Origin of the sequence: Rhodococcus sp. DN22, from assembly GCF_036669995.1 — a bacterium.
GTDB classification, from domain to species: Bacteria; Actinomycetota; Actinomycetes; order Mycobacteriales; family Mycobacteriaceae; genus Rhodococcus_F; species Rhodococcus_F erythropolis.
In genome coordinates this window covers 4,036,184-4,051,384 of record NZ_CP133326.1, presented here as the reverse complement: position 1 = coordinate 4,051,384, position 15,201 = coordinate 4,036,184, and the positions used below count along the sequence as shown (strand labels likewise).

Below are 15,201 nucleotides of genomic sequence, written 5' to 3'. Positions count from 1 at the left end.
AGTCAAAATTGCAACCTCGTCAGAGGTGACACGTGAAGACTCGTCAGGAGGACTTGAATGGAATGGTCGGATCGTCACGACTTGATACTCGAACAGGCTGCAGAACTGTTCGCCACCAAGGGGATCGCGGGCACCAAAGTTCGCGATATCGCTGATGCGGTGGGAATTCTGTCCGGAAGCCTTTATCACTACTTCCCATCGAAGGATGCAATCGCGAATACGATTGTCACACAATATCTTCAGGCGCTCACGAGTGCATACGGGTCGATCCTGGAATCTGCCGGTGACCCACGTACTCGCCTCGGTTCGCTGGTTCGAGCTTCGTTTCAGGTCAGTCAGGCGCACCCACACGCCTCCGAGATCTATCAGAACAACAGCACCTATCTCCGGAAACTTGACTCCTATCACGACATCCGTGAGGCCGCCCGTAGCACCAAGGACGCCTGGATCGCTGTTATCGAATCCGGAATGAGCGCAGGCGAGTTTCGATCGGACCTGCCGGCGGAGATTCTCTACGGACTGATTCGCGACGCTGTGTGGTTGTCGCTCCGATGGTTCAGCCCCACAGAGGAGTTCGGTCTTTCAGAGCTCGCCGATGCCGTCGTTTCGGTGTTTCTCGACGGCATCGATGCGCCGCTGAAATCAGCATCTGTCGGAAGTGGTCCCGCGCGAGAGGGTGTGAGGTCGTGAACCCGGCACCGCAGGGCGACAACGGTTTGTGTGAGCCCCTGGTGGCGGCGTGGTTCCGTGAGTATCTGCCCGATGCCACGCAAGGATTGCTCGAATTCGAACGGATCGCCGGTGGACGCTCGAACCTGACTTACTCGGTGAGCGACGAGGCAGGTTCTCGATGGGTGCTACGTCGACCCCCGCTCGGAATCAGGCATGCATCCGCCCATGATGTAATTCGCGAAGCTGACATTCTCGAGCGACTGCAGAACGTGCCGGTTCCGTCACCGATCGTTGTAGGCAAGTGCATTGACGAATCTGTGACTGGTGCTCCGTTCTTTGTCATGGACTTCATCGACGGCGCAGTCCTGCGTGATCCGGAGGTAGTACGCGCGAAAATCCCGTACGAAACGCGAGCCGGATTGGCCGCGGAACTGGTTCGCAATCTTGCCGCCCTGCACTCGGTCGACCCTCGTGAGATCGGATGGAATGCTCTGGCCGATCGGACGGACTACATCGATCGTCAGTTGAATCGGTGGTTGCGGAACTGGAAGGGTGATCGTGTGCGAGATAGCCTCGACCTCGAACGCACACATGCCAAGTTGTCTCGAAATATTCCCCCTCAGTGCAGTAGCAGCGTCGTGCACGGTGACTTTCGCCTTGACAACTGCATTGTCGGCGCCGACGGCGTGATCGCCGGAATACTGGATTGGGAACTGGCCACGGTGGGTGACCCCTTGGCAGACCTGGGCCAACTGTTGGTCTATTGGGCCGAACCCGATGACGATGTTTGTGCATTGGAGAATGCTCCGACTCGAATCGAAGGTTTCCCGTCGCGCGATGAGCTGTTGGACGTCTATATCTCTGCGGCCCAACCAAATTCGGACTTCAGTATCGACTTCTACATCGCGTTCAACTGGTGGAAGATCGCTTGCATTGTCGAGGGCGTGTACAGCCGTACACTGCGCGGCGCGATGGGCGAAATCGAGCGGTCGGCGGAATCGTTCGGCGCCCAGGCGGACAGGCTTGCGGCACAAGCGTGGCGAATGGCCCAACGGATTTGACGGATATCTTCCGTTCGGCTTTCTGGACTAGTGGAAGGTGCTTCCGGGGCAACGTTTTTCGGTCTTCTTTGTTCATATTGTGGCGTTAGCGTCCACCGTGATCCTTCTGTGAATGCTCCTGAAGTTTTTCTATCTACACACTATGCCAACATGGCACAATGTGTCACACTGAGGTTGCTCGAACACTCGACAGTGACGGACGGCCTGGCGCCGCGGTGCTGTTGCAGCGGGCGGTAACCAGTAAGCCTGGGTAGCGCTTTTCGGCCCCATGTGCCCCACATGCACCATCGGTTGTGGGAATAACTCCAAGGAACTCGCATGCAAGCTTTCGCTCTGGCAGACGCTACGACCCCGGTGGGGGTCCTGGATCGACTGGCGTCGATCATGGATGCTTTCGAGGTGTCCGGACAGCTCACCCTCCGTCAAGTTTCGCGAATTACCGGCTTGCCTCGTTCGTCGGCGCATCGCATGCTCGAGCAGCTCGTCGCCAAGAAGTGGTTGCGGCGGGATGGTAGCGATTACACGCTTGGAATCAGGTTGATGGAGCTGGGAAGCCTTGCAATACATCAGGATCGATTGCACTCGGTTGCCTTGCCGTTTCTCCGCGAACTGCATCGAGTGACCGGCCTGGTAGTGCAGTTCGGAGTGCTGGACGCATCGGATGTCGTCTACCTCGACAAGATCGGCGGAATGCTGGCCGGCATAGTTCCCACTCGGGTCGGCGAACGTTCTTCGGCTGACAGGTCGGCTCTTGGACGTGCGCTCCTTGCGTTCGGAGGCTTCCCTGTCGGCGCTGAAGCGCCGATGAGTCTAAGGCAGGAGCTCAGTCGAATACGTGATTCCGGCGTAGCGTACGGTGCTGGATCGTTGAGTCCCGGCCTCAATTGCGTTGCTGCGCCGGTTGGGCCGCAAGGACACGCGATTGCCGGCGTTTCTGTTTCCGGCCCGTCGGCGATGCTCAAACTCGACTACCGAAGTACGGTACCTGTCCGCCTTGTGGCTTCATCGATTTGGAGAGTAGTCGGCCAATCTGCGACCCGGTTCGATATTCAACGCAGCATGCGGGAACTCCGTGCGTTGCCGTCGGCAGGTGCGCAGGCGTTTGCATTCGAGAACGTCAATGACCGCAACCTCTGTCCTGCGCTGCCTGCTCGAATCGCGTCAAATGGCGACGGGGGTGAGACGAGGCTGGCCTGACGTCTCGATGTCCGGTCGGTCCCGGAACAGATCGAAGGCGAAGTGGACGGTTTGGGGCTTCCGCAGCCTACGTCGGGGCTCTTCCTGTTCGACTCCGAAGCGCGGTGGCGCACCGTGCCATACTGGCATGATGAATGGTTCAGCGTCTAACTCCCCGTCGCTCACCCAACGGCGGAAGGACCAGACAAAGCTGGAGATATCACGTTGTGCTGCAGAGCTTTTTGTTCTTCGCGGCGAGAATCCGGTGACTGCCGACGACATTGCACGCGAGGCTGGAATCGGACTTCGCACGTTCTATCGATACTTCCGGACGAAGGAAGATGCAGTGAGGCCGATACTCGCCAACGGGATCGACGAATGGCTCAGGTATATCGCGTCCAGTTCGCCGGGTACGCCTGTTGTTCAGGTGCTGGAATCCGCCGCCCGCGTTGCACTGAATTCACCTGCTGCGACACCCGACGCGATTGCGTTGATTCGCCAACTTCAAAGGATAATTCCTGGCGATCCGGCGCTTCAGAACGTGTGGCTGAGCTTGGTCAACGACACCGAGACTGCATTGGTGCTCGTACTGCGTGAATTGATGGGGCCCGGCGCAGACCCTCTGGAAGTGCGTTTGCTTGCAATTGCAGCGAACACGGCCCAGCGGATGGCCGTTGCCGCGTGGGTTGACGGGGAGTCCCCGGCGTATGGCGACGGCTCGCCTGCGGAAGTTGCGGTGAGGTGTATTCGCATTCTCACTGCGGGACTGGGGCACGTGTCGACCTGAACACCACTGGCCTTGTCGCATTCGTATTGATCGGTGCTGTAAGAACGGGCCGTTCTACTTCCGCATTTTTCTAGAACGTGTTCTACTTTATTGAAGGTTGGCGGGCTATCAATGGAGGCGGAAGATCATGGGTCAGGTTCTGGACAACATCTCACAGTTCGCCGACGAGATCCGCGCTGACGGGGTCGAGGGTGACAAGCTGATGCGCTTGACGGACGGCAGCGCGAAGCGCTTGCGCGACTCCGGCGTCATCCGGATGTTCCAGCCGAAGGAGTTCGGTGGCCTCGAGGCGCATCCGCGTGAATTCGCCGAGACGGCAATGGCTATCGGCGCGATGGACGGTGCCACGGGCTGGGTCAGCGGCATCGTCGGTGTGCATCCGTGGGAGCTTGCGTTCTTCGACCGCAAGGCTCAGGAAGAGGTGTGGGGAACCGATCCTGATACGTGGATGGCGTCGCCGTATGCGCCGATGGGTGTGGCGAGGCCGGTCGAGGGTGGGTACATCCTCAACGGTCGTTGGTCGTTCTCCTCGGGTACCGATCATTGTGACTGGATCATGATCGGTGCGATGGTCGGTGACGAGTCCGGTAAGCCGTTGATGCCGCCGAAGATTCTGCACGTGTTGTTGCCGCGTTCGGATTACGACATCGACCAGGACAGCTGGAATGTCGTGGGTCTGCGCGGTACGGGGTCGAAGGATCTGATCGTCAAGGATGCGTTCTTGCCGACGTACCGCACGATCGACGCCGGAAAGGTTTTCGACGGGACGGCGTGGAAGGAAGCGGGTCGTACGGAGACGTTGTACAAGTTCCCGTTCTCGTGCATTTTCCCGTTGGGGATCACTTCGTCGTTGATCGGTATCGCCGAGGGTGCGTTGGCGTGCAACATGGCGGCGCAGCGTGAGCGTGTGACGGTCAGTGGTGTTCCGATCAAGGAAGATCCGTACGTGCTGTTCGCGATCGGTGAGGCGGCGGCCGAGATCGCTGCTTCTCGGGCTGCGATCTTGGAGACGGTGGATCGTTTTTGGGACATGACGGAGAAGGGGCAGGAAGTTTCGTTCGAGCTTCGTGCGATCGGTCGCCGTACGCAGACTGCTGCTGCGTGGCGGGCGGTGCGTGCGGTGGACGAGATCTTTGCTCGTTCCGGTGGTGGGGCTTTGCAGTTGAACACGCCGATGCAGCGGTTCTGGCGTGATGCTCATGCCGGTTTGGCACATGCGATCCACGTACCTGGCTCCATTTTCCATGCGTCGACGCTCTCGCAGCTCGGTGGCGAACCGCAGGGTATCCACCGGGCAATGATCTGAATCTGCTCGGTCGGACCAGCGCGGCCGGGTCATTTCGTGGCACGGCCGCACTGGTCTTGTGTCAGTTGGTGGCTACGACCTCGGATCGATTCGGATTCGATTCAGTCGGCTTGCGCAATCGTTCAATCGACCTTGGAAGCATGAACGCGACAACGACGCCGAGAGTGGTGGCCGCGGCACCTATCATGAATGCCATCTGGAATCCGGTATCAGTATAGAAGACAACGCCTTTCGTTACTTCGGGGGAGAGTGGCGCAATGTACGCGACATTCATGACGCTGAACGCGACGACGGGAAGCACTGCCGGAAATACGCTCTGAAACACTCCCACGATGCTTGCTGTAGTCGCCTGGAGTTCCGCTGGCACAGCTTCTATCAAGAGATTTGGAATAGACGCATAGGCGAGGCCCATTCCGCACCCGAACAGTGCGGCGAAAAGAATGAGCAGAATTCTGTTGTCGTGTACGAGTGACGTCAGGACAAATCCGAGTGTCATTGCCGACAATCCTGCGATGAGAAGTCCTCGAGGGCGTATCCCTCTGCTGACGAGTAGTCCGACGACAATGCCCCCGATTACCACCATGCCGCCGATAGGCGCCTGAAACACAGCGAAACCCTCTGCGGTAACCCCGAATCCGTAGCCCAGCCCCAAGGTCGCGGGTGTCATGGCCAGCATTGGGAGCAGGATCGAGTACAAGCCGGCAGCGGCATAGGTGAAACCGGCGCCGACGGCGGTGAGAAGTACCGGTCGATTGCCGAGAACATGCAGGTCGATCAGCGGATCCTGGACAAGTCGTGCGGAGATGAGCCACGCTCCCAACAGAATGATTCCACCGGCCAAGTAGCCGACGGTTGAGATATGTGTCCATCCGTTCGAGGGGCCGATGCTCACCGCAATCAAGACACCGGCAATTCCGGCGCCGAGAAGGGCGGCGCCGAGCAGGTCGAGCGTGGAACGCAACCGAACCGACGATTCGGAAGTAGTTGCAGCGATCATGCCGAGCAGAAGGACCAGAACGATCACGAAGAACCAGAAGATGCTTCGGAAGCCGTAATGATCGATCAACCATCCGGTGAGAAATGGCGCAGGTATGGCGATCAATCCCATTCCGCTCGTAGCAATACTGACCGCTAGCGCCACTTTCTTCGGTGGGAATACATCTCGTATGAGTGAGTAACTAAGGAAGAGGCAGGGAATGAGCAACCCCGATACAGATCGTCCGACGAGCATCACCGCGTAACTGTCGGCGACGGCGCAGATGAATGCACCCACCGCTGCGATCGTCACGCACGCCAAGAGGAGTCTGCGCTTGCCGTACATGTCGGCGAGCTTTCCGACGAGAGGTGCCGTGATGGCTCCGACGAGGAGGAACGCGGTCAGGAGCCAGGCCCCTTGAGTGGTTCGGTAGTGCGCTGCAATCGAAGGAATCGCCATCGAAATCATCAGGTAGCTGATGGTGAGCGTCTCGAGAAGGAGCACCAGAGCCGCAAGGGAGAGGGCGAGGCGAGGCGTCCACCGTTGAGGGGTCGGAGGGCTGTCAGTGGATGAGTCCGGTGGATCGGTTGGGCACGGCATAGAGGTCATTGGGGCGGTCCTTTCGGAGTGCGCGGACACAGTTCTCGGAGTGCGAGGTCGACTTCGGTCCGGCGAGCAATGAGCTGAGGTGCGGACGACGCGATCCCTGCCGTCCGTGTAAGTCACATCACAGTTCGCCTAGGGTCTTGTTCGCCATGGCGTTTTCCATCTGTTGGGAGAAAGCTTTTGTGTACGTGCCCAATTCGACAGTTACAGGGAGATATCGGATCTCTGTCGAAGCGCAACTTGGGGCTCGAGCGCACCTGGGAGAGACCCTGATCGGAAAGTGCGTACCTCGGATGGTGCGGATCCCTGGGACAGCGCTCCCATCGCAGAATTCGTGGGTCTCGAGAAGCCTGTCGACGAATCTGGTCGATGACCTCGGACTGTCCGCAGAACCCGCATCGGTGTGAGCGCCAACGCGCAATGTGGGTTATAGGACAAACACCGATAGGCTGGCGGTCATGGCTGAGTTCATTTACACGATGAAGAAGGTGCGCAAGGCGCACGGTGACAAGGTCATCCTCGATGACGTCACGATGAGCTTTTACCCCGGCGCGAAGATCGGTGTCGTCGGACCGAACGGCGCTGGTAAATCCAGCATCCTCAAGATCATGGCCGGACTGGACCAGCCGGGCAACGGCGAGGCATTCCTGGCTCCGGGCGCGACCGTCGGCATCCTCATGCAGGAGCCGGAGCTCGACGAGACCAAGACTGTTCGCGAGAACGTCGAGGACGGTCTCGGAGAGACGATGGTCCAGCTCAAGCGGTACAACGAGATCGCCGAGCTGATGGCTACGGATTACTCCGACGAGCTCATGGAAGAGATGGGCGAGCTGCAGGAGAAGCTCGATCACGCAGATGCGTGGGAGATCGACTCGCAGCTCGAGCAGGCTATGGACGCCCTGCGCTGCCCCCCGCCGGAAGAGATGGTCACCCACCTCTCCGGTGGTGAGAAGCGACGCGTTGCGCTCTGCAAGCTGCTGCTGAGCAAGCCCGACCTCCTGCTCCTCGATGAGCCCACCAACCACCTCGACGCCGAATCTGTCCTGTGGCTCGAGCAGCATCTCGCTGCTTACCCCGGCGCAATCCTCGCCGTGACTCACGATCGCTACTTCCTCGATCACGTCGCGCAGTGGATCTGTGAAGTCGACCGCGGACGCCTGTACCCGTACGAGGGCAACTACTCCACCTACCTGGAGCAGAAGGCTGCACGCCTCGAAGTTGCCGGCAAGAAGGATCAGAAGCTGCAGAAGCGCCTCAAGGACGAGCTCGCATGGGTTCGTTCCGGCGCCAAGGCCCGCCAGGCCAAGAACAAGGCTCGTCTCGATCGCTACGAGGAAATGGCGAACGAAGCAGAGAAGACGCGCAAGCTCGACTTCGACGAGATCCAGATCCCGGCACCGCCGCGCCTGGGTGACGTGGTCGTGGAGGTCTCGAACCTCGACAAGGGCTTCGACGGTCGCGTTCTGATCAAGGATCTCTCGTTCACGTTGCCGCGCAACGGAATTGTCGGCGTCATCGGCCCCAACGGCGTCGGTAAGACGACGCTGTTCAAGACCATCGTCGGTCTCGAGGAGCCTGACGCCGGTGAGGTCAAGATCGGTCAGACGGTCAAGCTGAGCTACGTCGACCAGAACCGTTCCGGAATCGACCCCAAGAAGACGGTCTGGGAGACCGTGTCCGACGGGCTCGATTTCATCGTCGTCGGCCAGACCGAGTTCCCCTCGCGCGCGTACATCAGCTCGTTCGGTTTCAAGGGCCACGATCAGCAGAAGCCGGCCGGCGTCCTCTCCGGTGGTGAGCGCAACCGCCTGAACCTGGCGATGACGCTCAAGCAGGGCGGCAACCTGATCCTGCTCGATGAGCCCACCAACGACCTCGACGTCGAAACCCTCGGCTCGCTGGAGAACGCTCTCGAAGAGTTCCCCGGCTGCGCCGTCGTGATCTCGCACGATCGCTGGTTCCTGGACCGGACCTGTACCCACATCCTCGCGTGGGAAGGTGGCTTCGGCGACAACGAGGCAGCTTGGTACTGGTACGAGGGCAACTTCGAGGGCTACGAGGCGAACAAGGTCGAGCGACTCGGCCCCGACGCCGCACGCCCGCACCGCGTGACTCACCGCAAGCTCACCAGGGACTGATCCGGTGTCCGACGTATACACAGCGCAGATCCAGGTCCGGTGGGGCGATTCCGACCGGTTGGGTCACGTCAACAACACGCGTTACGTCGAGTACATGCAGGAAGCGCGCATCCAGTTTCTGGAAGCGAAACTGGCGCCGCTCGGCGGCCGGCCGGGATACCTCGTGGTTCGAAAGATGACCGTCGAGTTCCTCAAGCCGGTCACCGATCGGTCCGGTCCCTTGAACGTAGAGATCTTCACGACTCACGTCGGGACTTCCTCGTTCACGGTTCGGCACGTCATCCGTGACAACGCGGGTGTCGAATGCGCTTTCGGCGACGCGTTGATGGTCGGATTCGACACGGTGTCCGAAAAGTCCAGACCGCTGGCGGACAGCGAACGCGCGGTGCTCGAAGCATCGCTTGTTCAGATGACGACATCGTAGATTTCGTTTCTCAGTTCACCCTAGGTACTGGTTGCCGCGGCTAGTCTCGAGTCAGAGATTGGTCGCGGCGATCAGAACCCACAAGGATGTGAGCCAGGAATGACAGACCGTGTACGGCAGCAGGGCACAGGCCTCGACGAAGCGACGTTGTTGACGCGTCTTCGCGAGGCCTTTTTCACGCATATCGACGAGGGTGACAGCGACGACGTCATCAACGGTCGATCGGATCGAGTCCTGCTCGCGCATCTTGCGCTCGGGAGGCAGCGGACCCCGGGCACGGCCGTATGGCGTGTGTACCGCCCGTCAGGATCCGAGGGTCTCGGCGCTGCCGTCCAGATCGTCACCGACGACATGTCGTTGCTCGTCGAGTCCGTTACCGCGATGCTCAACCGACAAGGTGTGGGAATCAGTCAATTCGCCCATCCGATCCTGACGGTTGAACGCGATGACTCGGGCAATCTGATGTCCTTGGGCGACAGCGGTATCCAAGAATCCTGGATGCACGTCCAGTTGGACTCCGAAGTCGAGGATTCCGCTCTCGACGCGATCGAAGCACACCTCGGCAAGGTGCTCGCGGACGTCCGCCAGGTGGTTGGTGACACACCGGACATGAAGGCATTGCAACTGCGCGTTGCCGACGAGTTGGAGAGTGCCGCAGAAACTGCCTCCGGGAGGATCACCCCCGAAGAATTCTCCGACACCGCCCGGCTGCTGCGGTGGATGGCGGACGGAAACTATGCCGTGCTCGGATACCGGCGATTCGAGGGAACGAAGGACGGTTCACGCACGGTCGCCGGCAGTGGACTCGGCGTGCTGCGCTCCGACGCGGTCACCGAAGGCCCGATGAGTTTGCCTCCCGTCGCAGATCTCCCGGATCGACCGCTTCTGGTCCTGACGCAGGGATCGTTCCCCGCCACGGTGCACCGCGCTGTCTACCCGTACTTCGTGGGTGTCTCGATCCTCGACGACGAGGGAAACATCGTGGGGGAGCACAGATTCCTGGGTGTGTTCACCGTGGTCGCACTCCACGAGAACGTCCTCGCGATTCCTCTGATCGAGCGCCGCGTTCGCGAAGTCATCGCGCGTGCCGGTGTCGACCTGCATTCGTACTCCGGTCAGGCGATGCTCGAGGTCATCCAGTCGTTCCCACGCACCGAGTTGTTCTCGAGCGACGCCGAGACCTTGTTCGAGACCGTCCACGCCGTGCACAGCATCGGGCTGCGTCGACAGGTGCGACTCTTTGTCCGCGAGGACACGTTCGGACGCTTCGTGTCCTGCTTGGTGTACCTACCCCGCGACCGGTACACGACGCGGGTGCGACTGGCGATGCAAAACCTGCTGTGGCGCGAATTCGGACCAGGCACAGTCGATTACACCGCCCGGGTTACCGAGAACGATCTTGCGCTGTTGCACGTGACGATCCGGCGCGATCCGGACAGTGAGCCGGTTCATCTGGATGTCTCCGAGGCCAACCGCGAGCGAGTTCAGGCTCTGTTGACCGAAGTCAGTCGTAGCTGGGACGACCGCATCAACGACCTTGTTCGTGAAAGTCCGGGTGTGGATCCGGAACTGGTGCAGCGGTATTCGCGGGTGCTTCCCGATGGATACAAGGAGGACTTCGAACCGTCACGCGCGTTGGCCGACATCGCCCGACTCGAGGCGTTGGCGCCAGGCGCGATCGACGTACTGCTCTATCGTGCTGTGGACTCCGCGCCCGGTGCCTGGCGCTTCACGCTCTTCGTCGGCGGCGACGGTATCTCGTTGAGCCAGGTGCTACCGGTGCTGCAGTCACTCGGCGTCGAAGTTCTCGACGAGCGGCCGCACGTCGTGCAGCGACTCGACGGCGTTCAGTGCTGGATCTACGATTTCGGATTGTCGGTACCGGCGGATCTTCGGGCGTCGGTCGAGATCGACCTCGATGCGCAGGTGCCGCTCGAGACCAGTACCGCCCCGCTGACCGAGGTCCAGAAGCGATTCACGGCTGCATTCGGTGCAGTCTGGTTCGGCCGGGCCGAAGCTGACCGATTCAACGAGTTGGTGCTGCGGGCCGGAATGTCCTGGCGGCAAGCCGTGGTGCTGCGTGCTTACGCAAAGTATCTGCGCCAGGCCACATTTCCATACAGTCAGTTCCACATCGAAGGAATCGCGCTTACACACCCGCAGACCGCGTTTGCATTGGTGCAGTTGTTCGAGGCGATGTTCGACCCCGAGAAGCAGGACGACATTCGCGTCGCCGAATTGGACGAGCAGTTGCGTGCGTCCATCGACGAGGTACTCAGCTTGGATGCCGATCGCATTCTGCGTGGAATGTTCTCCTTGGTGAAGGCGACCTTGCGTACCAATTTCTACGTCGTCGACGCCGATGGCCGCTCTCGCGACTACCTGTCGGTCAAGCTCGATCCCTCACGGATCAGCGAGTTGCCCAAGCCGCGGCCGGCTTTCGAGATCTACGTGTACTCACCCGAGGTCGAAGGCGTCCACCTGCGATTCGGCGCAGTCGCGCGCGGCGGGCTCCGCTGGTCCGACCGGCGCGAGGATTTCCGCACCGAGGTGCTCGGCTTGGTGAAGGCTCAGGCCGTCAAGAACGCGGTGATCGTGCCGGTCGGCGCCAAGGGCGGCTTCGTCGTGAAGAATCCGCCTCTGCCGACGGGTGATCCGGCCGTTGATCGAATGGCGACGCTGGAAACCGGCAAGGCCTGCTACACCACGTTCATCTCCGGATTGCTCGACATCACCGACAACGTGCACGCGGCTACCGGCGAAGTTGTGACGCCGGATCGAGTGGTGCGCAAGGACGATCAGGATCGCTACCTGGTGGTCGCCGCGGACAAGGGCACGGCGACGTTCTCGGATCTCGCCAATTCGGTTGCCGCCAAGTACGACTTCTGGCTCGGCGACGCGTTTGCCTCCGGTGGCTCCGTGGGATACGACCACAAGGGCATGGGTATCACCGCTCGCGGCGCCTGGGAAAGCGTCAAGCGGCACTTCCGCGAACTCGGGGTCGACACGCAGACGCAGGATTTCACGACGGTAGGCGTCGGCGACATGAGCGGAGACGTGTTCGGCAACGGAATGCTCCTCAGTCGGCACATCCGTCTGGTGGGCGCGTTCGACCATCGACACATCTTCCTCGATCCGAACCCGGATGCAGCGAGCTCGTTCGTCGAACGTCAACGACTTTTCGAGTTGCCACGGTCGTCATGGGCCGACTACGACAAGAGCCTGATCAGTGAAGGTGGCGGCGTCTGGGACCGCACGGTCAAGTCGGTTCCGATCGCCGAAAGCGTCCGGATCGCACTGGGTCTGGCCGAGGGGGTCACGAAGCTCTCGCCGCCGGAATTGATGCAGGCGATTCTGTCGGCACCGGTGGATCTGCTGTGGAACGGCGGAATCGGTACATACGTCAAAGCGTCGACCGAGACCAATGCGCAGGTCGGCGACAAGAGCAACGACGCCGTGCGTGTCGACGGTCAAGATCTGCGGGTCAAGGTGATCGGGGAGGGCGGCAACCTCGGCGTCACTGCTCTGGGAAGAATCGAGTTCAGCGCCAGCGGCGGTCACATCAACACCGACGCCATCGACAACTCGGCCGGCGTCGACTGCTCCGATCACGAAGTGAACATCAAGATTCTTCTCGATTCGCTCGTGCGTTCGCAGTTACTGCCCACGCAGGAACGGAATCCGTTGCTGGCGTCGATGACCGACGACGTGGCGGCGCTGGTGTTGGCGGACAACATTGCTCAGAACGCGCTGCTCGGAATCTCCCGCGTGACCGCTTCTCAGATGCTCGGTGTTCACCGCCGTCAGTTGACGGATCTGACCAAGGCACGTGGCCTTGACCGCAAGCTCGAGGCGTTGCCGACCGACAAGGAGATCGAGCGTCGACTCGAGGCCGGAGTGGGTCTGACGTCGCCGGAATTGGCGACGCTGACGGCGCACGTCAAGCTTTCACTCAAGGACGATCTGCTCGCAACCGAGTTGCCGGACAACGATTTCTTCGCCCAGCAGATCCCGCAGTACTTCCCGACCGCTGTTCGCGATCGGTTCGAAACGGAGATCAAGGCACACCCGTTGCGGCGGCAGATCGTCGCGACGATGCTCGTGAACGAAGTGATCGACAACGGCGGAATCACGTACGCCTACCGCTTGGCCGAGGAGACCGGAGCGAGCAGTACCGACTCGATCCGTGCCTACGCCGCTGTGCGAGAGGTGTTTGCGCTCGACGAGGTGTGGTCGCGAATCCGCTCGGCGGGCGTCAGTGCAGAGATCGAAAACGAGCTGATCGTGGAGTCGTGCCGCTTGCTCGACCGCGCGTCGCGGTGGTTCCTGGCCAATCGGCCCCAGCCGATCGCCGTCGGCGCCGAGGTAGCGCGTTACTCGGCGGCGTATCGGGCGACGGCACCTCTGGTTCCGGGGCTGCTTGCGGGCCATCAACTCGACGATCTGCTGGTGCGGGCTCAATCGGTGATCGATCGCGGGGCTCCGGAAGCGTTGGCGCTGGACGTGTTCCGACTGCTCGACGTCTACTGCCTGCTCGACATCGCGGATATCGCCGACATCGCAGATCACGACATCACCGAAGTCGCGGAGCTGTACTACGCCTTGGACGCGCATCTGGGAATCGACTGGTTGCTGAGCGCGGTCTCGGGACTCGAGCGCGGCGATCGATGGCACTCGCTCGCGAGGCTCGCGTTGCGAGACGACCTCTACAGTTCGCTTCGGCAGCTGACGATGGAGGTTCTGGCCGGCGGCGAGCCGGGGGAGTCGCCGCAGGAGAAGATCGACGAATGGGAGTCGACCAACGCCTCGCGTCTGAGCCGGGCGAGGGCAGCTCTCGTCGAGATCTTCGAGTCTGGGACGCTTGACCTCGCGACGCTCTCGGTGGCGGCGCGTCAGGTTCGTAGCATGGTGCGCAGCATGGGCACCCGATCGGAGGTAGGACGTTGAGCGAAGGATTCCACGCCGAAGTTGTGGTTCGGTGGTCCGACATGGATGCCTTCCAGCACATCAACCACGCACGGATGGTGACGTTGCTCGAAGAGGCGCGGATTCCTTGGTTGTTCGAAGACTCGCGCCCGACGGTCACCCTGCGTGACGGGGCCGTGATTGCCGATCTCCATGTGCGGTACCGCGGCCAACTGCGGCACGACGATTCGCCGCTCGACGTCTTCATGTGGGTGGAAAAGGTGCGCGCGGTGGACTTCACCATCGCGTACGAGGTTCGCCCCCGCGGTGCGGATCTCAGTGTCCCGCCGTCCATCGTGGCGTCGACTCAGATCGCGGCCTTCGATATCGACACTCAACGTTTGCGTCGCCTCAGCGGGCCCGAGCGCGAGTACTTGGAGAGCTGGCAACGTGCATGAACGTGTACTGACCGTGCCCGAGGAGGCCGAGCGAAAGAACTTGGCCGGCTTCATCGGTCATGCCTTGCGTTTGGACGAGTCCACGGTCATCCGGATGCGTCGACGCGGAGATGCTCACCTGAGCGTTTGGGCGTCAACGGGTTTCGACGCTCTCGCTACGCGAACCGTGGCGGGCACCATCAACCCTGACGACACCTCGGCTGCCGGCGATCAGTTGCTCTCGGCGGTGGAGCAGGCGACAAGTGAGCTGATCGATCCGGGGTTCGCCATGGATTCGGCGTGGCGTGGGGCGTTGCCGCCGATGGACGGCTTCGAGCACCTGGACGACGTACCCGCCCGGGTGCTGATCGAACTGGCGCAGCGGGGCAACGCCTTGGCGCTCGAGCATGGAAGTAGTCACGGTCCGCCGGCGTCGTTGCTCGATCAGGACGTGCTCGAGGTCAGTGGTCCATCCGGCACGGTCGGGATCTCGATGCGGGTTATTTTTGCCTTGACCGCAATGGGATTCGTTCCGCACGCCGGGTCCGAGGCGATGACCGCCGACATCGACCTCGAGCAGATCGACGCCTCGGAACTGGTTCGGGTGCGGGCGAGCAAATCCTGGGTGCGGCTCGATGCACGGTTCGGTTCGATCTACCGTCACCGCGGTGGTTCGATACCGCTGATGGTCGCACGATAGGAGTTCAGGTGGC

11 protein-coding genes are annotated in these 15,201 nt (G+C 61.0%); 10 read left to right on the top strand and 1 reads right to left on the bottom strand.

Annotated features, from left to right (window positions below):
* The first annotated feature begins 57 nt into the window (after nucleotides 1-57).
* The 5 genes from RA302_RS18445 to RA302_RS18425 all read left to right on the top strand — a co-directional run bounded on the left by RA302_RS18445 (nucleotide 58) and on the right by RA302_RS18425 (nucleotide 5,002).
* Nucleotides 58-690 (top strand): TetR/AcrR family transcriptional regulator, encoded by a 633-nt coding sequence (locus tag RA302_RS18445; RefSeq protein ID WP_007733365.1) that lies wholly within the window; start codon nucleotides 58-60, stop codon nucleotides 688-690.
* Complete coding sequence (locus RA302_RS18440; protein ID WP_070160232.1) at nucleotides 687-1,733, top strand: phosphotransferase family protein; 1,047 nt, start codon at nucleotides 687-689, stop codon at nucleotides 1,731-1,733. The genes RA302_RS18445 and RA302_RS18440 overlap by 4 nt, the downstream gene beginning before the upstream one ends.
* A gap of 318 nt (nucleotides 1,734-2,051) precedes the next feature.
* A complete protein-coding gene (locus RA302_RS18435) occupies nucleotides 2,052-2,930 on the top strand; it encodes an IclR family transcriptional regulator (protein ID WP_070159571.1) in 879 nt (292 codons plus the stop codon).
* Nucleotides 2,931-3,057: 127 nt separating this feature from the next.
* Nucleotides 3,058-3,696 carry a TetR family transcriptional regulator gene (locus RA302_RS18430; RefSeq protein ID WP_070159568.1) on the top strand — a complete coding sequence of 213 codons (639 nt, stop codon included), beginning with the start codon at nucleotides 3,058-3,060 and terminating at the stop codon, nucleotides 3,694-3,696.
* 127 nt (nucleotides 3,697-3,823) lie between these two features.
* Complete coding sequence (locus tag RA302_RS18425; RefSeq protein WP_338477435.1) at nucleotides 3,824-5,002, top strand: acyl-CoA dehydrogenase family protein; 1,179 nt, start codon at nucleotides 3,824-3,826, stop codon at nucleotides 5,000-5,002.
* 61 nt (nucleotides 5,003-5,063) lie between these two features.
* On the opposite strand, the gene RA302_RS18420 is transcribed toward RA302_RS18425, so the two are convergent.
* Entirely contained in the window at nucleotides 5,064-6,578 is a 1,515-nt protein-coding gene (locus tag RA302_RS18420) for an MFS transporter (RefSeq protein WP_265155189.1), read from the bottom strand.
* Nucleotides 6,579-7,042: 464 nt separating this feature from the next.
* On the opposite strand from RA302_RS18420, the gene ettA reads away from it, so the two are divergent.
* The 5 genes from ettA to RA302_RS18395 all read left to right on the top strand — a co-directional run bounded on the left by ettA (nucleotide 7,043) and on the right by RA302_RS18395 (nucleotide 15,188).
* Entirely contained in the window at nucleotides 7,043-8,722 is a 1,680-nt protein-coding gene (gene ettA / locus RA302_RS18415; RefSeq protein ID WP_007730925.1) for an energy-dependent translational throttle protein EttA, read from the top strand.
* 4 nt (nucleotides 8,723-8,726) lie between these two features.
* The gene (locus tag RA302_RS18410) at nucleotides 8,727-9,146 is read left to right on the top strand and encodes an acyl-CoA thioesterase (protein ID WP_003944475.1); all 420 of its coding nucleotides are present in this window, start codon (nucleotides 8,727-8,729) and stop codon (nucleotides 9,144-9,146) included.
* A 99-nt stretch (nucleotides 9,147-9,245) separates the two neighbouring features.
* Nucleotides 9,246-14,093, top strand: a complete 4,848-nt coding sequence (locus RA302_RS18405) for an NAD-glutamate dehydrogenase (RefSeq protein WP_007730933.1) — start codon at nucleotides 9,246-9,248, stop codon at nucleotides 14,091-14,093.
* Nucleotides 14,090-14,509: a thioesterase family protein gene (locus tag RA302_RS18400; RefSeq protein WP_003944573.1), complete on the top strand. Its 420-nt coding sequence runs from the start codon at nucleotides 14,090-14,092 to the stop codon at nucleotides 14,507-14,509. Before RA302_RS18405 ends, RA302_RS18400 begins: the two co-directional genes overlap by 4 nt.
* Entirely contained in the window at nucleotides 14,502-15,188 is a 687-nt protein-coding gene (locus RA302_RS18395) for a hypothetical protein (protein ID WP_007730934.1), read from the top strand. Before RA302_RS18400 ends, RA302_RS18395 begins: the two co-directional genes overlap by 8 nt.
* Nucleotides 15,189-15,201 lie beyond the last annotated feature (13 nt).